This window comes from Georgenia alba (assembly GCF_042665525.1).
Classification (GTDB): Bacteria; Actinomycetota; Actinomycetes; order Actinomycetales; family Actinomycetaceae; genus Allobogoriella; species Allobogoriella alba.
The window spans coordinates 233,084-252,441 of the sequence record NZ_JBHTCQ010000005.1 but is presented as its reverse complement, the minus strand read 5'-3'; the positions used below and the strand labels follow the sequence as shown (position 1 = coordinate 252,441).

The window sequence follows — 19,358 nt, the reverse complement described above, 5'->3', positions numbered from 1 at the left end:
AACCGGAGACCCGATGACCACGACCTCCACCGACGGCCCCCGCGCCGCCCGGACCTCCGCCGTGCCCGCCGTGCCTGCGCCACCGCCCGCGGGCGGACCACGCGTCGACGTCGTCGCCCTCGCGCGCCTCCTGGACGGGCGCTGGGCCGAGCAGCGGCGCAACGCCCGTGAACTCGCCCTCGACCCGGACATGCAGAAGATCGAGGGGCTGCCCCTGGCCGAGCACCGGGAGCGCGCGATGCACCAGCTCCACCTGCTTCTCGAGCGGGGCGAGCCGCTCCGCGGCTTCCCGAAGGCGGTCGGCGGCGGCGCCGACCCCGGCGGCAACCTCGCCGGTTTCGAGGAGCTCGTGGTCGCCGACCCGTCGCTGCAGATCAAGGCCGGCGTGCAGTGGGGCCTCTTCGGCTCCGCCGTCGCGAACCTCGGGACCGCCGAGCAGCACGCACGCTTCCTCCCCGGGATCATGGACCTCTCGGTCCCGGGCTGCTTCGCGATGACCGAGATCGGGCACGGCTCCGACGTCGCGGCGCTCGGCACCACCGCGACCTACGACCCGGACACCGACGAGTTCGTCATCCACACCCCGGTGACCGCGGCGCGCAAGGAGTACATCGGCAACGCGGCCGTGCACGGCATCGCGGCCGTCGTCTTCGCCCAGCTGATCACCCGCGGCGTCAACCACGGCGTGCACGCCTTCTACGTGCCCGTCCGCGAGGAGGACGGCGTCGGCGGGCTGCGCTACTGCAAGGGCGTCGACGGCGCCGACGACGGTCACAAGGGCGGCCTCAACGGCGTCGACAACGGCCGGATCTGGTTCGACCACGTCCGGGTGCCGCGTACCAACCTGCTGAACCGGTACGGCGACGTCGCGCCCGACGGGACCTACTCCTCGCCGATCGCGAGCCCCGGACGGCGCTTCTTCACCATGCTCTCCACCCTCGTCCAGGGCCGCGTCTCCCTCTCCGGTGCCGCGGTTGCCGCCGCCAAGATGGCCCTCGCCGTCGCCATCCGCTACGGCACCGAGCGGCGTCAGTTCACGACGGCGGACGAGCACGAGGAGCAGGTCCTGCTCGACTACCAGCAGCACCAGCGCCGTCTGCTGCCGCTGCTCGCCCGCACCTACGCGGCCGGCTTCGCCCACAACGAGCTCCTGGAGCGCTTCCACGGCGTCTTCTCCGGCGAGCACGACACCGACGCCGACCGGCAGGACCTCGAGACCCTCGCCGCCGCGGCGAAGCCGGTGAACACCTGGCTCGCGCTGGAGACCCTCCAGGAGGCTCGCGAGGCGTGCGGCGGCGCCGGCTTCATCTCCGAGAACCGCCTGACGGGCCTGCGGGCGGACATGGACGTCTACGTCACCTTCGAGGGCGACAACAACGTCCTGCTCCAGCTCGTCGGCAAGCGGCTGCTCACCGACTACGGCAAGGAGATGGCCCAGGTCGACATCGCCGGCGCCGTCCGCTGGGTCGCCGAGCGCGCCGCGGACATGACGCTGCACCGCACCCCGCTGCGGCGTGCCGCCCAGTCGATCCGGGACTCCGGGTCCCGTGCCCGCTCGGCCGGCCACCTCCGCGAGGCCGAGACCCAGCGGGAGCTCCTCGAGGACCGCGTGGAGGCGATGGTCGAGCAGATCGCGCTGGCGCTGCGGCCCGCCCGCAAGGCGCCACCCGCCGAGGCGGCCGCCCTGTTCAACAGCCACCAGCACCAGCTCATCGAGGCCGCGCGGGCCCACGCCGAGCTCCTCCAGTGGGAGGCGTTCACCGCAGCGCTGGGGCAGGTCCGGGACGCCGGCACCCGCGAGGTCCTGAGCACCCTGCGGGATCTCTACGGCCTGACCCTCATCGAGAAGAACCTCGCCTGGTACCTCACCGAGGGCCGCATCTCCGCCCAGCGCGCCCGCACCGTGACCAGCTACGTGGACCGGCTGCTCGCACGGCTGCGCCCGCACGCCCGGCTCCTGGTGGACGCGTTCGGCTACGCCCCCGAGCACCTCCGGGCCACCATCGCGACCGGCGTCGAGCAGGAGCGTCAGGCGGAGGCACGGGACCACGCACGTCGTCGCCGCGCCTCGGGGCAGGAGCCGGTGAGCGAGAAGTCGCTGCGGTAGAGCCTCACCAGCGGTTGGCGACGTCCTCGGCGAACCCGACGAGGCCGTCGACGCTGCGGCGGGCTCCGCCGTCGTCCTGGACCCAGCCCGACCAGGTGCCGAAGACCTGATGCTGCTCGGAGGAGATGATCCCCAGGCGGGTGGCGGAGGTCCGCTCTGCGAACGGCTCCAGGCGGACGTCCACGCGCGAACCGGTCACGAACCACGGCGCCATGTGGTCGCCCGGGTCGTACGCCCAGGACAGGTCCTCGCCGAGGTGGTGCACCCGCCCGTCGAGCAGGAGCGCGTTCTCCGTCGAGCCGGTCCCGTCGGTCCACTTCCCGCCGAGCTGCAGGCCGGTGACCACGCCGCCGACCACGCCGGAGCCGGTGCCCCAGTTCCACACCACCGAGTACGGCCAGCGGCCGCGTCCGACGTCCATCACCGCCCAGGACGGCGCACGCTCCTCGACCGGCACCTCCCGCCCGTCCACCCAGATCGTGCCGGACACCGGCAGGGCGACGTCCTTGACCGTGTACTGGAACTGCCGGTCGCTCCACGGCACCACGACGCCGAGGCTCTCGTGACCGGGCGGGACCTCGATGCGTAGGTCGCACCGCACGCGCGGGCTGACCGCCCGCAGCCGCGCGCCCGGGCGCGGGCCCTCGCCCGGAGCGGGGTCCACGGCGATCGCCAGCCGTCCCGAGCGGGCGCGCACCGGGCCACCGCCGACCGTCGTCGGCATCGTCACGTCCCCGCCGAGCGGTGCGGTCACCGCCGCCTCGACCTGCTCGCCGCTGCCCCGGTCCAGCAACCACACCGCGTGCACCCCGGCGTAGTTGAGCGAGGAGACCGTCGTGGCCAGCACGTGCGTGGGCGTGATCACGCACCAGTACTCCCACCGCTTGGTCCGGCTCCACATCGCCGCGCGGCCGATCGCGTCCCCGACGGCCAGGCCGCCGCTGACCCGGAGGTTCGCACGGTGCAGCGGCCGGCGCGTCCACCCGACCGCGGCCGGGTTGAGCACGCCGGACGGCAGGCACAGGTCGACCGGCTCGGTGATCTCGCGCAGCACGAGGTCATCATCGCGGCTCATCGACGCGATGATGTGCCGAAACGTGCCGTATACCGCACGGTTCAGCACATCAGTGCGCAGCAGCCGGCGGCACCCGAGGCTCGGCGCGGACCCTAGACTCCTCCCGTGAGTGTCACCACCGCACCGGACACGGTCGAGCACGCAGCCGCAACCCCCGACGAGGCGATGCCCTACGCCGAGCTGGGGCTCAAGGCCGACGAGTACGCCCGCATCGTGGACCTGCTCGGCCGCCGCCCCACCGCCGCCGAGCTCGCCATGTACTCGGTCATGTGGTCCGAGCACTGCTCGTACAAGTCCTCCAAGCGCCACCTGCGCCAGTTCGGCGAGAAGACCACCGAGGCGATGCGCGAGCGTCTCCTCGTGGGCATCGGGCAGAACGCCGGCGTCGTCGACATCGGAGACGGCTGGGCGGTCACGTTCAAGGTCGAGTCGCACAACCACCCGAGCTTCGTGGAGCCGTACCAGGGCGCCGCGACCGGCGTGGGTGGCATCGTCCGGGACATCATCTCCATGGGCGCACGGCCCGTGGCCGTCATGGACCAGCTGCGCTTCGGCGCCGTCGAGCACCCGGACACCGCCCGGGTGGTGCACGGCGTGGTCGCCGGCGTCGGCGGTTACGGCAACTGCCTGGGGCTGCCGAACATCGGCGGCGAGACCGAGTTCGACGCCTCCTACCAGGGCAACCCGCTGGTCAACGCCCTGTGCGTCGGCGTCCTGCGGCATGAGGACATCCACCTCGCCAACGCCACCGGCCCGGGCAACAAGGTCGTCCTGTTCGGGGCACGCACGGGCGGCGACGGGATCGGCGGCGCCTCCATCCTCGCCTCGGAGACGTTCGACGCGGAGAAGCCGTCGAAGCGTCCCAGCGTCCAGGTCGGCGACCCGTTCATGGAGAAGGTGCTCATCGAGTGCTGCCTCGAGCTGTTCGCGCAGGAGCTGGTCCTGGGGATCCAGGACCTCGGCGCCGCGGGGATCTCCTGCGCCACCTCCGAGCTGGCCTCCAACGGCGACTCCGGCATGCACGTCGACCTCGAGAAGGTCCTGCTGCGTGACCCCAGCCTGACCGCCGGGGAGATCCTCATGAGCGAGTCCCAGGAGCGCATGATGGCGGTCGTCGCGCCCGACCGGCTCGAGGCCTTCCTCGCCGTGACCGCCAAGTGGGACGTCGAGACCGCGGTCATCGGCGAGGTCACCGGGGACGGGCGGCTCACCATCGACCACCACGGCCGGCGCATCGTCGACGTCGACCCCAAGACCGTCGCCCACGAGGGGCCGGTCTACGACCGTCCGTACGCCCGTCCGGCCTGGCAGGACGCCCTCACCGACGACGCCGCCTCCGCCCGGCACCTGCCACGCCCCGGTGACGCATCCGCCCTGCGCGGGCAGGTCCTCGCGCTCGCCGGCTCCGCGAACCTCGCCTCGGCGGCGTGGGTGACCGACCAGTACGACCGGTACGTCCAGGGCAACACCGCCCTCGCGCAGCCCGACGACGCCGGCGTGGTCCGCGTCGACGAGGCCACCGGGCTCGGGGTCGCGATCAGCACGGACGCCAACGGCCGCTTCACCAAGCTCGACCCGCGCACGGGTGCCGCCCAGGCCCTCGCCGAGGCGTACCGGAACGTGGCCACCGTCGGGGCCCGGCCGCTCGCCGTCACCGACTGCCTGAACTTCGGCTCGCCCGAGGACCCCGACGCGATGTGGCAGCTGGTCGAGGCGATCACCGGGCTCGCCGACGCCTGCCGCGAGCTCGGGGTGCCCGTCACCGGCGGCAACGTCTCGCTCTACAACGGCACCGGCGAGCCCGGCCGCCTCGACTCCTCCATCAACCCCACCCCGGTGGTCGGCGTCCTCGGCGTGCTCGACGACGTCGCGACGGCGACCCCGTCGGGCTGGACGGAAGCGGGCCGCGCGATCTACCTGCTGGGCACGACGGCGGAGGAGCTGGACGGGTCCGTCTGGTCCGACGTCGTCCACGGTCACCTGGGCGGGGTGCCGCCCCGGGTCGACCTGGCGGCGGAGAAGGCGCTCGCCGAGGTCCTCGTCGGCGCCGTCGACGGCGTGGCGCACGCCGCGCACGACCTCTCCGCGGGCGGCCTTTCCCAGGCGCTCGTCGACGCCGTTCTCCGGTTCGGGGTCGGCGCTGAGGTGGACCTCGCCGCCCTGCTCGAGCGCGACGGCGTCGACGCGGCCACCGCCCTCTTCGCCGAGTCCGGTGCCCGGGCGCTGGTCGCGGTCGCCGAGGGCCAGGAAGGGCGGCTCGAGGAGCTGGCCGACACCCACGGCGTGCGTGCGGCCCGGATCGGCACCACGGGCGGGGAGACGCTCCGCCTCGCCGGCCTTGCCGAGACGGTCGTCGAGCTGCCGCTGACCGAGCTGCGGGAGACCTCCGCCAGGACCCTTCCGCGTCACTTCGCCTGAGCGTCGCGCCCGCCGTGGGACGATGACGGCGATGCTGCTCGAGATCGCCGTCCAGGATGCCGAGGGGGCGCGGGTCGCCCGCGAGGGCGGCGCCGACCGCCTGGAGCTGTGCCAGGCGCTCGACGTCGGCGGCCTGACCCCGAGCGTCGGCGTCACTGAGCTGGTCACCGCGCTCGGCGTTCCGGTGCGCGCCCTGGTCCGCGCACGGGCCGGTGGGTTCGTCCACACGGCCACCGAGGTCTCCGCCATGGTCCGGGACATCGAGGCGCTGCTCGACGCCGGGGTCGCCGGCGTGGTGGTCGGCGCCCTCACCGAGGACGGGCTGGACCGGTCCACCCTCCGGACCCTCGTCCGTGCCGCCGAGGGCCGCCCGGTGGTGGCGCACCGCTGCGTCGATGTCCTCCTCGGTCCGTGGCAGGCCGACCCGGCCGGACTCGTCGAGGAGCTCCTCGACTGCGGCGTCTCCGGTGTGCTGACCTCCGGCGGAGCCCCGCGAGCGCTCGAGGGCGTGCCCGTGATCGAGGCGCTCGCCGCGGCCGCCGACGGCCGGCTGGAGATCGTCGCCGGCGGCGGGGTGCGCGCCGAGCACGTGGTGGCGCTGGTGGACGCCGGTGCTGACGCCGTCCATCTCAGCGCCGGCGGTCCGGCGTCGGCCGGTCCATCGGGGCCTGGCGGCGGCGCGGACGTGTACACCACGACCGACCCCGGCCTGGTCGCCGCGGCCCGGTCCGCCGTCGCGGAGCTCAGCCCGTCCGGAGGGCAGCGAGGCGCGTGACGCGGCGCCGACGGGCGACCGCGATGATGAGGACCCCGAGCCCGACGATCGCGACCATCGGCACCAGCATGAACGGCCCCCCGGTGCCCACGCTCCGGTCGAACGCCGTCGACATGTCCGAGGTGAGGGCACCGACCACGCCCAGCACCACGTTGTTCGAGACGTGCACGACGACAGCGGCCTCGAGACCGCCGGTCTGCCACGTCACCACCGACATCATGACGCCGAAGACCGCGTAGTAGGCCAGCAGCCACGGGTCGAGCGAGCCGTGTGCCGCGGCGAACACCGCCGCGGACGCGACGGTGCCGGCCGTCACCGCCAGCCAGCCGGGCGCGAACCATGAGCCGACGATGCGCCCGACCGCGCCGCGGAAGCCGTACTCCTCCCCGGCGGCCTGCAGCGGTGTGGTGAGGAGCACGACGGCGAGCCATGCGGTCCACTCCGGAGCGAGCTCGCTGCCCGGCCGGACGACGGCCAGGCCCGCGAGCACCGCGTAGCCCGCGAACAGCGGCACGATGATCAGCGCGACCCGCCGCAGCCACGGTCCACGGGGCGGACCCTCGACCGAGTGGAGTCGGCCGCTGCGCCGGTACAGCAGGCGCTCGACGAGCAGGGACAGCGGGATGAGGGCCGCCGCGGAGAGGTTCACGGACAGCAGCAGCATCGGCGTCAGCGTGAACGAGCCCGAGCTCAGGCCGTCGGTCCGGCCGGCCGCCCGGTCCGCGAACGAGGCGAGCAGGGAGAGGCCGACGCTCAGCCCCACGTAGCCGCCGCCGATGACGAGCAGCCCGAGGAGCGAGCGCCACCACCTCGGCCGCACCGGGCGGAGGGTCTGGAAGTAGTTGTAGCTGGCGGTCGGGTCTGGCAGCTGCTGGGCCGAGGGCGCCGGGCTCGACGTCGTCATGGCACCACCCTCGCCTCCCGACCTGAGTGTCGCCAGTGAGAAACCCGAGCGGACGAGCCGGGCCAGCAGACGGACCGAGACCCGCGGCCCACCGCGTGAACGCCGCGTGAACGTTGACGCGCTTTACCGAATCGTGACCTATGCCACGCTCGATGCCGCTAGCATCCGAGCGGCGCCTGCCGCCTGTCCCGTCCCGATCGAGCCCCCGTCGAGGTCCCCTGATGCCACGTTCCAGCGCGCGCCGACGCGCACCGATGCTGCGCCCGGCCGCTGCGCTGGGTGTCCTGTCCCTCTCCGCCGTCGGGCTCGGTGCCCTGCCGGCAGCGGCGATCGAGGAGGACGACGGCACCGTCACGATCGACATCCTCGACGTCGCCGACTTCCACGGCGCCCTGGTGCAGGCCCCCGGCCTCGCCGACCTGGTCTCGGGCTTCACCGCGGAGAACCCGGACACCGTGTTCGTCTCGGCCGGGGACAACATCGGCGGCTCCACCTTCGAGTCGGCGATCCAGGACGACGAGCCGACCATCGACGTGCTCAACCAGATGGGTCTGGCCACCTCCGCCGTCGGGAACCACGAGTTCGACCGGGGCTACGAGGACCTGGTCGGTCGCGTCGCCGACCGTGCCGACTTCGAGTACACCGGCGCCAACGTCCAGGGCGGGAGCCCGGAGCTCCCGGCGTTCTCGGTGTGGGAGGCGCCCGCCGGGGTGAGCGTCGGCTTCGTGGGCGCTGTGACCACCTCGACACCGGAGGCCGTCTCGCCGGACGGCATCGCGGGCCTGACCTTCTCGGACGAGGCGGAAGCGGTCAACGAGACCGCCGCCGAGCTCTCCGACGGCAACCCGGACAACGGCGAGGCCGACGTCGTCGTCGCCCTCGTCCACGAGGCGGCGTACGACTCCCTGACCGGCGGCCTCAGTGACGACGTGGACGCCCTGTTCACCGGCCACAGCCATCTCGAGGTCAACGACACCATCGGCGGCCGCCCGGTGCTGCAGACGGTCAACGGCGGTGAGCAGCTCGCCCACCTGCGGATCAACTACGACCCCGAGACGGACGAGGTCAGCACCGTCACGCAGGAGATCCTCCCGGTCGGGACGTACGAGCCCGGCACCCGGGAGCTCACGCGCCCGGACGGCTCCGTCGTCGATGTCGGCACGCTCGATCCGGCGGTCGGCCAGGTCGCGGACACGGTCGACGCCGCCTTCGCCGAGGCGGAGGAGCTCGGTGCCCAGCAGGTCGGCACGGTGACCGCCTCGTTCAACCGCGGCACGAACGACGGCACGAACACCGGCGGCAACCGCGGCACCGAGTCCACCCTCGGCAACCTGCTAGCCGATGCCTACGTCTGGAAGGCGGAGGATCTCGGCCAGGACGTCGACCTGGGGGTCATGAACCCCGGCGGCCTGCGGGCCGACCTCGATCCGAACGGCGACGGCGTCGTCACCTACTCCGAGCTGGCGACCGTCTCCCCGTTCGGCAACACCCTCACCGTCGCCGACCTGACCGGCGCCCAGCTGGTCACCATGCTCGAGCAGCAGTGGTTGCAGCCGTCCGAGGAGGACCACAGCAGCCTGCGGCTCGGGCTCAGCAGCGGCGTGCAGTACTACTACGACCCGACCGCCGAGCCCGGCTCGCGGGTCCTCGGTCTGGAGATCGACGGCGAGCCGGTGGACCCGGAGGCGACCTACCGGGTGGCGACCATCAACTTCCTCGCCGCCGGCGGCGACAGCTTCGACGTCTTCACCGAGGCGAGCGCGGTGAACGACACCGGCTACGTCGACCGCGACGCCACTGTCGACTACCTGGCCGCGAACCAGGAGCTCACGCCGGACTACACGCAGCGCTCGATCGGCGTGACCTTCCTGAGCGACCCTGCTGCCGAGTACCAGGGCGGTGAGGAGGTCGCGCTGGACCTGTCGTCGCTGTCCTTCACCTCCGACGAGCCGAAGCCGGAGGAGGTCACCCTCCTCATGGATGGCGAGGAGATCGGCCGGTACCCGGTGGACAACACGGTGACGGCGGGTACGGACGAGACCGGGCAGGCATCGGTCACCTTCACCGTCCCGGACCTCTCCGCGTACGAGGACGGCGACGTCATCACGTTCGAGCTCGTCTTCGGGGCGACCGAGGAGAGCGTCCAGACGATCCCGTTCACCCTCGAGGTCACCGGGCAGGGGGCCACGCCCGCACCGCCGACCGGGGATCCGGGGGAGGAGCCGGGTGATGACCCGGGCGAGGCGCCCATCGACCAGCTGCCGGAGACCGGCACGGAGCCGGAGGAGCTGGCGGCCGTGGCGGCGGCCCTGATCCTCCTGGGGACCGCGGGCATCCTGCTCGCGCGACGGCGCACCGTCACCGCCTGACGGGCGTGAGGCCACCGGCGCGCGGTGGCGGACGAGGGCGCGGAGGCCGGGACCCGGGGAGCCGGCCTCCGCGCTACCGTGCAGGGGTGCGCCGCAGGATCGATCAGGCCGAGGGCATGCGTGCCCTCGCCGCATGGGTAGGGGCGGCGGACGCCGGCGAGGACGTCGCCGCCGCCACCGTCCGCACCGCCGTCCGGTTCACCCTCGAGGAGCTCGCCGCCAGCTCGCCCGGCCGCTCGGTCGAGGTCAGGGTCCCGCCCGTCGGCGCGGTCCAGGCCATCGCCGGTCCGGCACACACCCGCGGCACACCTCCCAACGTCGTGGAGACCGACCCGCAGACCTGGCTGGCGCTCGCGACGGGCCGGATCGGGTGGCCGGCGGCACTCGCGTCCGGCGCGGTAACCGCGTCCGGGGCACGGGCGGACCTGGGGCCGGTGCTCCCGCTCGTCACCGTCCCGGGTAGGTTCGCAGGGTGAACGAGCCAGAGCCCGACGCGGACGGCGAGGGCCGCAGGCCCGAGGAAGGCGACGAGGTCCGGGTCGCGGGCGCCGTCGATCGCCGTACCGTGCGCCGCGCCCCCCGGTACGGACGATTCGTCGTCGCCGGGATCATCCTCGGTGGTGTCCTGGCGTACCTGCTCTCCGGCGTCCCGCCGTCGCCGGAGGCGGTGCGGACCGGTCAGGTCGTGGGGCGCAGCGACCTCTTCTGGCTCCTCTTCCTCACCTGCGGGTTCTTCGGGGGCATCGGCGGCGCCGTGCTCGCCCTCGTGGTGGACCGGGTCTCGCTCCGCAGCCGCGCACGGCGCATGCGCCGGCTCGAGGCCGAGCGGGACGGCGGCACGCCGCGTGAGGAGGAGAGCTGAACTTGCCCGCACGACAGCTCGCCCTGGACACGGCCGCCCCGGAGCAGGTCACCCGCGCGCTCGACCGGCTCCGCGAGGAGCTGGAGATCGCCCCGGATTTCCCCGCAGACGCCCTCGCGGAGGCCGAGGCCGCGGCCTCCGCCCCGCCCGGCCCGCCGCCGGAGGCCGACGCCACGGACCTGCCGCTGGTCACCATCGACCCGCCCGGCTCCCGCGACCTCGACCAGGCGCTCCACCTGGAGCGCGACGGCGAGGGCTACCTGGTCCGCTACGCCATCGCCGCGCTCGCCACGTTCGTCACCCCAGGCGGGGCGCTCGACCGCGCGGTCCACGACCGCGGTGTCACCGTCTACGGCCCCACGGGCTCCTACCCGCTGCACCCCGCGGCGCTCAGCGCCGGCGCGGCCAGCCTGCTGCCCGGCGAGGATCGACCCGCCTACCTGTGGCAGCTCCGGCTCGACGGTGCCGGCGAGCTCGTCGAGGCCTCGGTCGACCTCGCACGTGTCCGCTCGCGGGCCCAACTGACGTACGAGCAGATTCAGGGCGCGCTCGACGGCGGGCCCGACTCCGGCCTGCCTCCCTCGGTGCCGGCGGACCTGCCGAGCCTGCTACGCGCCGTGGGCCAGCTCCGGGAGCGGATCGAGCGGGATCGGGGCGGGGTCTCCCTGGACATCCCCGAGCAGCTCGTCGAGGAGAACGACCACGGTTATGTCCTGGCGTACCGGGCCACCCTCCCTGTGGAGGGATGGAACGCCCAGATCTCGCTGCTGACCGGGATGGCCGCGGCGCAGATGATGCTGGACGCGGGTGTGGGCGTGCTCCGGACGCTTCCCGCGGCCGACCCGCGTGACGTGGAGCGGCTGCGGCGTTCCGCCCGGGCCCTGGGCGTCGACTGGTCGCGGGAGACTCCCTACGCCGACCTGCTGCACCGCCTCGACTCGGGCGTTCCGGCGCACGCGGCGTTCCTCAACGAAGCCACTCTGCTCTTCCGTGGTGCGGGCTACCTCGTGCTCGGCGGGCAGGAGCACCAGCCGGAGGAGACGCGCCACGCGGCCATCGCCGCGGACTACGCTCACGTCACCGCCCCGCTGCGGCGTCTCGTCGACCGGTACGGCCTGGAGATCTGCCGCGCGCACTGCGCCGGCGCCGAGGTCCCGCCGTGGGTGCTGGAGGGCCTGGACGGACTGCCCGAGACCATGGCGACCACCACCCGGCGGGCGAACGCCTACGAGCGCGGCGCCGTCGACGCGCTCGAGGCGCTGGTCCTGCAGAACCGCGTCGGGGACACCTTCGACGGCGTCATCCTCGAGGCCGACGACGGCAAGGACGGGCTCCGGCACGGCACCGTCGCCGTCGCGGAGCCCGCCGTGCACGGGCGCATCGAGGGCCGCGACCTGCCGGTGGGGGAGCCGGTGACCGTCCGGCTCGTCGACGTCGACGTACCCGAGCGACGCGTCCGGTTCGAGCCGGCCGACAGCTGAGGCGACGCCCTCGCCCTGCGGAGGGGTCAGCGCGCCGGCCGCCCGGCCTGCTCGGGCTGCTTGGCCGGCTTCTTCCCCTCGGCCGCCTCGCGCTCCTGGTGTGCCGACTTCTCGGCCGCGCGGGCGATGGAGTCCAGGAACCCGCCGCCCTCCGACTCGGCGCGCACCCGCATCGCCGGGTAGCGCAGCCGGGCGAAGGTCTCCGGGAGGCGACCGGACAGGACGTGGACGGCCAGCCGGCCGAGCCCCCACGCCGCCAGCAGCCCGTTCACCAGCGCCAGCGCCAGGGCCGCGGCGGGCAGCCAGGGCTGGGTGAGGACGCCGGTCACCTGCAGCACCACGAGGGCGACCGTCGGTGCGGCGAGCAGCAGCGCCGCCCACAGCGCGACCTGGATGGCGAGGGAGTTCTCGCCGCCGTCGTTCGGGTTGGCCCGCTTGGCGGGCTCCACGCCCGGGGTGACGGCGAGGACGGACATCAGCGCGGAGACTCCGCTGCCGACGCCGAGCAGCACGACGATCGTGGTGAGCACCGCCGGCACGAGCGCCCAGCCGCCGGTGAGCGGGGCGATGATGCCGGTCATCAGCACAGCCGGAAGGCCCATCGCCAGCACGATCGCGATCTGCCGGCCACGGACGTCCGCCCGCACCGCGGCCGGCGACTGCCCGACCACGAGCTGCCACAGCGCGGTGCCGTCCTGTCCGTAGAGGTTCGCGCCGCTGAGCGCCGCCATGAGCGCCACCGCCACCGTGGCCCAGACGGCCCACGGCCCGGCGCCGGACACCACCAGCAGCACCGCCAGGACGATCCCGAACCAGATCGAGGACCGCATCTCCAGGCTGCGCCACGGGTCACGCAACCAGGTCCGCAGCTCCTTGCCGACGACCGCCCCGAGCGGTGTCGCGGGCAGCACCGGCCGGCGCGGGCGCACCGGGCGACGGCGCAGCCGCCGGGTGGCGCGACCACCGACGTTCGGTACCAGCATCGCCGTCGCCGCGGCCACGGCCGCCGCCGCGAAGGCGGCGACGAGCGCCGTCCAGCCGAGCGCCGCACCGACCTCCCCCGCCGCGGCGGCGTCGATCGCGCGGACCACCCAGCCGGACGGCAGCGCGTCGAGCACCTGCCCGGCGACCGGGATCGCCGCCAGCCCGGTGGACATCAGGACCGGCGTCGCGGAGACCACGGGCGAGACCACCAGCCAGCCGGCGAACAACGCGGCGAGGAGGAGCCCGTACTGGATCGCCGCGATCTCCACCCCGAGCGCCGTCCGCATCGCCGCCCCCAGCACGGCGTAGACCGCCCGGGACAGGCCGACCACACCGATCAGGTACAGCAGGCCCACGACGACGGCCACCGCCGCGGCGACGGCGGAGCCGGCGCGCACGGCGTAGCCCACGGTCGCCAGGATCCCGAGCGCCGTCACGAACGCGCCGACGCCGACGAACACGGACGCGAGCAGCCCGAACCCGACCCGCCGCCGGTCCAGCGGCAGCAGGGTGAAGTACTCCGGCCGCAGCACGGACGCCCCTGAGGTGAGGATCGGCCCGATCACCCACCCGACCAGCCAGAACGTCAGGGCCAGCGTGGCGACGTCGTGCCGGGCCGGGTCCGCGGCGGCGAGGACGGCCGCCCAGGTGAGCGCCGCGCCCAGCAGCCCGAGGGCCAGGCCGAGGGTCCGCTTCCATCGCAGGGTGTGCCGCTGGATGGCGAACCGCAGCCGGATCAGGATCCCAACCATGCCAGCTCCTCCTCCGCGATGGTCCGCTCGCCCACCAGCGACACGAAGACGTCCTCGAGCCTCGCCCCGCCGCGTACCTCGTCCAGCGTCCCGTCGGCGACGACCTGGCCGCGGGCGATGATCGCGACCCGGTCGCACAGGTCCTCCACGAGCGACATCACGTGCGAGGAGATGACGATCGAGCCGCCGGCCGCGACGAACCGCCGCATGATCGCCCGCAGCACCCGCGCGGAGACCGGGTCGACCGCCTCGAAAGGCTCGTCCAGCACCAGGACCTTGGGGGCGTGCAGCAGCGCCGTCGCGAGCCCGATCTTCTTCCGCATGCCGGTGGAGAACTCGATGACCCGCACGCCCTTGGTCTCGGCCTCGTCGAGCTCGAGGATGCGCAGCAGCTCCTCGGTGCGTGCCGCGATGATCTCCGGAGGCATGCCGCGCAGCAGCCCCCAGTAGCGCAGCAGCTCGCCCGCGGTGAGGCGCTCGGGCAGTGCCAGGCCATCCGGCAGCACGCCGAGCATCGCCTTGGCGCGAGTAGGGTCGGCCCAGACGTCGACGCCGTGGACGCGGGCGGTGCCCGCGTCCGGGCGCAGCAGACCGACGGCCATCGACAGCGAGGTCGTCTTGCCCGCGCCGTTGGGGCCGACGAGGCCGGTCAGCGACCCGACCGGGACCGCGACGGACACGGCGTCCGCGGCGAGCGTGCCGGAGAAGTCCTTGGTGAGGCCGTCGAGCTCGAAGGCCGGGTTGGTGGTCATGCCGGTCAGCATTCCGGCGCCGCCTCGCCGTGCGCCATGGCCTACCGGCCAGGACGGTGGCCGATCGGCCAGAGACCCGGGCGCCACCCGGTCAATACGCTCAGACCGTGTCGAGCAAGCGAACCACCCGGTCAGTGGCCACACCGGCCACGGACGCGCTGGAGGCGTGGGCCCTGCCCGGTGAGGTCGCGCGCGCCGCCGACCCGACGGCCGGGCAACCACGCCATCGGACGGTTCGCGACTGGGTGGTCGACACCGGGGCCTTCCTGTACGCCGTCGTCACGTGGGTGGGGGAGCGGTTCGGCTTCCTGGCCTCGCTCGGCGTCCCGGACTGGCTGTACACGCTGGACCTCGCCGCCGGCGCGGTGCTGTGCCTCGCGATCTGGTGGCGGCGCCGATTCCCGGTCGCGCTCGGCATCGCCGCGGTGCTGGTGGCCTCGGTCTCCAACTCCGCCACCGGTGCGGTGCTCGTCGCGCTGTTCACGCTCGCCCTGCATCGCGGCTGGCGTTGGTCCGTGCCGGCGGTGCCGCTCGCGCTGCTCCTCGGCACGCCGTACGTGCTGGTCTACTTCCCGCCGTACCTCGGCTCGCCGGTGGTGTGGCTGGCGCTGATCGCCGCGACGCTGGCCTTCGCCGTCTCGGCCGGCCTCGGCGTCCGTGCCCGGCGCCAGGTGGTCCTGGTGCTCGCCGAACGGGCGGAGGACGCCCGCCGCGAGTCGGAGCTGCGTCTCGAGGGTGCCCGGCAGACGGAGCGGGAGCGCATCGCACGCGAGATGCACGACGTCCTCGCTCACCGACTCTCCCTCCTCGCCGTGCACGCCGGCGCCCTGCAGTTCCGGATCGACCAGGCGGAGTCGCACGAGGGGCCACCGCCGACCGCGCCCGAGCTGCAGGACTCCGCCGAGGTCATCCGCCGCAACGCGCACCTGGCGCTGGAGGAGCTGCGGGGCGTGCTGCAGGTGCTACGTGCCGACGGCGCGCACGGCCCCGAGGACACCGCGCCGCCGCAGCCCGGCCTGTCCGACGTGACCGCCCTGGTCGAGGAGGTCCGCGCCTCGGGTCAGCACGTCACCGTCCAGCTCGACGCCGAGGACGTCCCGGCCGGCGTCGGACGCACGGTCTACCGCGTGGTGCAGGAGGGGCTGACCAACGCCCGCAAGCACGCTCCGGGCGCCCGGGTGGCGGTGGGCGTGCGAACCGTTCGTGATGGCGGTCCTTGGGCCGTCGTCACGGTGACGAACCCGCTCCCCGTGGGGGTGACCGAGCGGGAGCTCGCCGGCGCCCAGGCCGGTCTGCACGGCCTCGACCAACGGGTCCGCCTGCACCGCGACGGCGACCGCGGCGGCACCCTGACCCACGGTGCCGCCGACGGCGCCTTCACCCTCGAGGCGCGGATACCGTGGGCGGCGTGAGCATCAGGATCCTCGTGGTCGACGACGACCCGCTGGTCCGGTCGGGCCTGCGGCTCATGCTCGCCGCGGCGCCCGACGTCGAGGTCGTCGGCGAGGTCGGTGACGGCACGGAGGTCATCGACGCCGTGCACCGGCTGACGCCCGACGTCGTGCTCATGGACATTCGAATGCCCGTGCTCGACGGGATCGCCGCGACCCGGGCGCTGCGGGCCCGCGCCGGGGCGGACGGGGCGCCCGCCGTCCTGGTCCTGACCACCTTCGGTGCGGACCGCACCGTCGTCGAAGCGCTTCGCGCCGGTTCCGCCGGCTACCTGCTGAAGGACACCCCGCCGGCGGAGATCGTCGCCGCCGTCCGGAAGGTCACGGCGGGCGAGCCGGTCCTCTCGCCGGGCGTGACCCGGAGCCTCATCGCGCTCGCCACGGCGGAGCCGCACGGCGGACCGGAGCCCGACGCCCGCGACCGGCTCGCGTTGCTGACCAGCCGCGAGCGGGCGGTGGCACTCGCCGTCGCCGAGGGCCTCTCGAACGGCGAGATCGCGGAGCGGCTGCACCTGTCGACGTCGAGCGTGAAGGCACATCTCTCCAGCGCCCTCACGAGGCTCGGGCTGGACAACCGGATCCAGCTGGCGATCCTCGCCCACTCGGCCGGCGGGGACTGACCGGTCGGAGTCCCGGGTGTGACCAACGGCGCGGACGGGCGTGGGCGTCCGTGTGGGACGATGAGTCCGTGGCACGCGGAGACGGACGGCTCTCTCACGAGCTCCTACCCGGTGAGAAGGGCCCGCAGGACGAGTGCGGGGTCTTCGGCGTCTGGGCACCCGGCGAGGAAGTCGCCCGGCTGACCTACTTCGGCATCTACGCTCTCCAGCACCGCGGGCAGGAGTCGGCCGGCATCGCGACCTCCAACGGCGAGCAGATCCTCGTCTACAAGGACATGGGACTCGTCTCCCAGGTCTTCGACGACCGCGCCCTCGAGTCCCTCAAGGGCCACATCGCCGTCGGGCACACCCGGTACTCGACCACCGGGTCCTCGGAGTGGCACAACGCCCAGCCGACGCTCGGGCCCACGTCCCGCGGCACCGTCGCGCTCGGGCACAACGGGAACCTCACCAACACGGTCGACCTCATCGAGCTCATCCGCGAGCGGTCCGGCCAGGACCTCAGCGGTGAGATGGGGCGCGGCTCGTCCACCGACACGGCCCTGGTCACCACGCTGCTCGGACTCTCCGAGGGGGCGCTCGAGGACGTCGCCGCGGACGTGTTCCCGATGCTCGAGGGCGCCTACTCGCTGGTGTTCATGGATGAGAACGCCCTCTACGCCGCGCGTGACCCGCACGGCATCCGCCCGCTCGTGCTGGGCCGGCTCGAGCGGGGCTGGGCCGTCGCCTCCGAGACCGCGGCCCTGGACATCGTGGGCGCCTCCGTGGTCCGCGAGGTGGAGCCCGGCGAGCTGATCGTCATCGACGCCGACGGACTGCGGTCCCGGCGCTTCGCCGAGGCCAGGCCGCGCGGCTGCGTCTTCGAGTACGTCTACCTCGCCCGGCCGGACACCCGGATCGCCGGGGTGCCCGTGAACGCGGCCCGCACCGAGATGGGACGGGTGCTGGCCCGCGAGAACCCCGTCGAGGCCGACCTGGTCATCCCGACCCCGGAGTCGGGGACGCCGGCCGCGATCGGCTACGCCCAGGAGTCCGGCATCCCGTTCGCGCAGGGTCTGGTGAAGAACTCCTACGTCGGGCGCACGTTCATCCAGCCCACCGACACGATCCGGCAGCTCGGCATCCGGCTCAAGCTGAACCCGCTCCGCGAGGTCATCGACGGCAAGCGGCTCGTGGTGGTCGACGACTCGATCGTGCGCGGCAACACCCAGCGTGCACTCGTGCGCATGCTGCGTGAGGCGGGGGCCGCCGAGGTGCACGTGCGCATCTCCTCCCCGCCGGTGAAGTGGCCGTGCTTCTACGGCATCGACTTCGCGACCCGTGCCGAGCTCATCGCCAACGGGCTGAGCATCGAGGAGATCCGCGACAACATCGGCGCCGACTCCCTCGGGTACATCTCGGTCGAGGGCATGGTCGAGGCGACCACGCTGCCCGAGTCACGCCTCTGCACCGCGTGCTTCACCGGCCGTTACCCGGTCCCGATCCGCGAGGGCGCCACGATCTCCGGCTGCGAGATGCCCGGCATGCGGGACCTCGTCCCCGGTGAGCTGCCCGCCCCGGAACCGGCGTCCGCCTCGTGAGCGAGGAGATCACCTACGCCTCCGCCGGTGTCGACACGGAGGCGGGGGACAAGGCCGTCGAGCTCATGAAGGAGGCGGTCCGCGCCAGCCACACCTCCGCCGTCGTCGGCGGTGTGGGCGGCTTCGCCGGGCTCGTGGACGTCTCGGCGCTCAAGGACTACCGGCGTCCGCTGCTGGCGACCTCGACCGACGGAGTCGGCACCAAGGTGGCGATCGCCCAGGCGATGGACGTCCACCACACCATCGGGCACGACCTCGTCGGCATGGTCGTCGACGACATCGTCGTGGTCGGCGCGCGTCCGCTGCTCATGACCGACTACATCGCCACCGGGAAGGTGGTGCCCGAGCGGATCGCGGACATCGTCCGCGGAATCGCCGAGGCCTGCACGATCGTCGGCACCCCCCTGCTCGGCGGGGAGACGGCCGAGCACCCGGGCCTGCTCGCACCCGAGGAGTACGACGTCGCCGGAGCGGCGACGGGCGTCGTCGAGGCGGACGAGGTGCTCGGGGCCGAGCGCGTCCGCGCCGGGGACGTCCTCGTCGCGATGGCGTCCTCCGGCCTGCACTCCAACGGCTACTCGCTGGTCCGCCGGGTCCTCCAGGTCGCCGGCTGGTCGCTGGACCGGGACGTCGAGGAGCTGGGGCGCACCGTGGGGCAGGAGCTGCTCGAGCCGACGCGGCTGTACACGCCCGTCTGCCTGGACCTCACCACCCGCGTCGAGGTCCACGCCTTCACGCACGTGACCGGAGGCGGGCTCGCCGCGAACCTGGCGCGGGTCCTGCCTGCCGGGCTGCTCGCGGACGTGGACCGTGCGTCCTGGCAGGTGCCACCGGTCTTCGAGCTCGTCCGTTCGCTGGGCAACGTCCCGTGGCGCGACCTCGAGAACACGCTCAACCTCGGCGTCGGGATGATCGCTGTGGTGGCGCCGGACCACGCCGACGAGGCCCTCGCCGCCGTCGCCGGAGCGGGTGTCGAGGCGTGGGTCCTCGGCGAGGTGCGCGAGGACGACGGCGCAGCGCCCGACCTACGCGACGGCGACGTCGTCCGCGGCACCAAGGGCGTCCAGGGTGGCGCCGTCCGGTTGGTGGGCTCCTACCGCGTCTGACCACGCTCCGGCTGCGGCGGGCGCTGGTTCCTCACGCCCGCACTCCGCCTCGCGTTCGTCAGCGACTCTGGGTTCTTGGTCGCGCTTCCTCACGCTCCGGCTGCGGCGGGCGCTCGTTCCTC

At 73.7% G+C, this 19,358-nt stretch carries 15 protein-coding genes; 11 read left to right on the top strand and 4 right to left on the bottom strand.

Annotation, left to right across the window (positions count from 1 at the left end; translation table 11 throughout):
- The first annotated feature begins 13 nt into the window (after window positions 1-13).
- Window positions 14-2,107: an acyl-CoA dehydrogenase family protein gene (locus tag ACFQQL_RS18840; RefSeq protein WP_382396707.1), complete on the top strand. Its 2,094-nt coding sequence runs from the start codon at window positions 14-16 to the stop codon at window positions 2,105-2,107.
- Window positions 2,108-2,111: 4 nt separating this feature from the next.
- Here the strand turns inward: ACFQQL_RS18840 and ACFQQL_RS18835 are convergent, their stop codons facing one another.
- Entirely contained in the window at window positions 2,112-3,182 is a 1,071-nt protein-coding gene (locus tag ACFQQL_RS18835; RefSeq protein WP_382396705.1) for a DUF2804 domain-containing protein, read from the bottom strand.
- A gap of 165 nt (window positions 3,183-3,347) precedes the next feature.
- Between ACFQQL_RS18835 and purL the strand changes: the two genes are divergently transcribed.
- Window positions 3,348-5,600: a phosphoribosylformylglycinamidine synthase subunit PurL gene (purL, locus tag ACFQQL_RS18830; protein WP_382396823.1), complete on the top strand. Its 2,253-nt coding sequence runs from the start codon at window positions 3,348-3,350 to the stop codon at window positions 5,598-5,600.
- Between the two features lie 22 nt (window positions 5,601-5,622).
- The gene (locus ACFQQL_RS18825) at window positions 5,623-6,375 is read left to right on the top strand and encodes a copper homeostasis protein CutC (protein WP_382396703.1); all 753 of its coding nucleotides are present in this window, start codon (window positions 5,623-5,625) and stop codon (window positions 6,373-6,375) included.
- On the opposite strand, the gene ACFQQL_RS18820 is transcribed toward ACFQQL_RS18825, so the two are convergent.
- The gene (locus tag ACFQQL_RS18820; protein WP_382396701.1) at window positions 6,344-7,279 is read right to left on the bottom strand and encodes a CPBP family intramembrane glutamic endopeptidase; all 936 of its coding nucleotides are present in this window, start codon (window positions 7,277-7,279) and stop codon (window positions 6,344-6,346) included. The two genes, ACFQQL_RS18825 and ACFQQL_RS18820, sit on opposite strands and share 32 nt — an antisense overlap.
- Window positions 7,280-7,500: 221 nt before the next feature.
- Here ACFQQL_RS18820 and ACFQQL_RS18815 point away from each other — a divergent pair, with 221 nt between their 5' ends.
- The 4 genes from ACFQQL_RS18815 (at window position 7,501) to ACFQQL_RS18800 (ending at window position 11,991) form a co-directional block, all read left to right on the top strand.
- A complete protein-coding gene (locus ACFQQL_RS18815) occupies window positions 7,501-9,648 on the top strand; it encodes a bifunctional metallophosphatase/5'-nucleotidase (protein WP_382396699.1) in 2,148 nt (715 codons plus the stop codon).
- Window positions 9,649-9,764: 116 nt separating this feature from the next.
- Window positions 9,765-10,124, top strand: a complete 360-nt coding sequence (locus ACFQQL_RS18810) for a sterol carrier family protein (RefSeq protein ID WP_382396821.1) — start codon at window positions 9,765-9,767, stop codon at window positions 10,122-10,124.
- A complete protein-coding gene (locus ACFQQL_RS18805; RefSeq protein ID WP_382396698.1) occupies window positions 10,121-10,510 on the top strand; it encodes a hypothetical protein in 390 nt (129 codons plus the stop codon). Before ACFQQL_RS18810 ends, ACFQQL_RS18805 begins: the two co-directional genes overlap by 4 nt.
- A 2-nt stretch (window positions 10,511-10,512) precedes the next feature.
- The gene (locus tag ACFQQL_RS18800; RefSeq protein WP_382396697.1) at window positions 10,513-11,991 is read left to right on the top strand and encodes an RNB domain-containing ribonuclease; all 1,479 of its coding nucleotides are present in this window, start codon (window positions 10,513-10,515) and stop codon (window positions 11,989-11,991) included.
- Window positions 11,992-12,017: 26 nt separating this feature from the next.
- On the opposite strand, the gene ACFQQL_RS18795 is transcribed toward ACFQQL_RS18800, so the two are convergent.
- Both ACFQQL_RS18795 and ACFQQL_RS18790 read right to left on the bottom strand, forming a co-directional pair.
- On the bottom strand, window positions 12,018-13,727 hold the full coding sequence (locus ACFQQL_RS18795; RefSeq protein WP_382396696.1) for a hypothetical protein: 1,710 nt from the start codon (window positions 13,725-13,727) through the stop codon (window positions 12,018-12,020).
- The gene (locus tag ACFQQL_RS18790; RefSeq protein WP_382396695.1) at window positions 13,712-14,479 is read right to left on the bottom strand and encodes an ABC transporter ATP-binding protein; all 768 of its coding nucleotides are present in this window, start codon (window positions 14,477-14,479) and stop codon (window positions 13,712-13,714) included. The genes ACFQQL_RS18795 and ACFQQL_RS18790 overlap by 16 nt, the downstream gene beginning before the upstream one ends.
- Before the next feature lie 107 nt (window positions 14,480-14,586).
- Between ACFQQL_RS18790 and ACFQQL_RS18785 the strand changes: the two genes are divergently transcribed.
- The 4 genes from ACFQQL_RS18785 (at window position 14,587) to purM (ending at window position 19,236) form a co-directional block, all read left to right on the top strand.
- Window positions 14,587-15,891 (top strand): sensor histidine kinase, encoded by a 1,305-nt coding sequence (locus ACFQQL_RS18785; RefSeq protein ID WP_382396694.1) that lies wholly within the window; start codon window positions 14,587-14,589, stop codon window positions 15,889-15,891.
- The gene (locus ACFQQL_RS18780) at window positions 15,879-16,550 is read left to right on the top strand and encodes a response regulator (protein WP_465254076.1); all 672 of its coding nucleotides are present in this window, start codon (window positions 15,879-15,881) and stop codon (window positions 16,548-16,550) included. The genes ACFQQL_RS18785 and ACFQQL_RS18780 overlap by 13 nt, the downstream gene beginning before the upstream one ends.
- Window positions 16,551-16,618: 68 nt before the next feature.
- Window positions 16,619-18,130, top strand: coding sequence for an amidophosphoribosyltransferase (purF, locus tag ACFQQL_RS18775; RefSeq protein ID WP_382396692.1), 1,512 nt, complete (start codon window positions 16,619-16,621; stop codon window positions 18,128-18,130).
- On the top strand, window positions 18,127-19,236 hold the full coding sequence (gene purM / locus ACFQQL_RS18770) for a phosphoribosylformylglycinamidine cyclo-ligase (RefSeq protein WP_382396691.1): 1,110 nt from the start codon (window positions 18,127-18,129) through the stop codon (window positions 19,234-19,236). The genes purF and purM overlap by 4 nt, the downstream gene beginning before the upstream one ends.
- The last annotated feature ends 122 nt before the right edge of the window (window positions 19,237-19,358 follow it).

Excerpts from the sequence above, each read along its gene's own strand:
- ACFQQL_RS18840 (WP_382396707.1), top strand. The coding sequence starts at position 14 with ATGACCACGACCTCCACCGACGGCCCCCGCGCCGCCCGGACCTCCGCC.
- ACFQQL_RS18835 (WP_382396705.1), bottom strand. The coding sequence starts at position 3,182 with ATGAGCCGCGATGATGACCTCGTGCTGCGCGAGATCACCGAGCCGGTC.
- purL (WP_382396823.1), top strand. The coding sequence starts at position 3,348 with ATGCCCTACGCCGAGCTGGGGCTCAAGGCCGACGAGTACGCCCGCATC.
- ACFQQL_RS18825 (WP_382396703.1), top strand. The coding sequence starts at position 5,623 with ATGACGGCGATGCTGCTCGAGATCGCCGTCCAGGATGCCGAGGGGGCG.
- ACFQQL_RS18820 (WP_382396701.1), bottom strand. The coding sequence starts at position 7,279 with ATGACGACGTCGAGCCCGGCGCCCTCGGCCCAGCAGCTGCCAGACCCG.
- ACFQQL_RS18815 (WP_382396699.1), top strand. The coding sequence starts at position 7,501 with ATGCCACGTTCCAGCGCGCGCCGACGCGCACCGATGCTGCGCCCGGCC.
- ACFQQL_RS18810 (WP_382396821.1), top strand. The coding sequence starts at position 9,765 with ATGCGTGCCCTCGCCGCATGGGTAGGGGCGGCGGACGCCGGCGAGGAC.
- ACFQQL_RS18795 (WP_382396696.1), bottom strand. The coding sequence starts at position 13,727 with ATGGTTGGGATCCTGATCCGGCTGCGGTTCGCCATCCAGCGGCACACC.
- ACFQQL_RS18790 (WP_382396695.1), bottom strand. The coding sequence starts at position 14,479 with ATGACCACCAACCCGGCCTTCGAGCTCGACGGCCTCACCAAGGACTTC.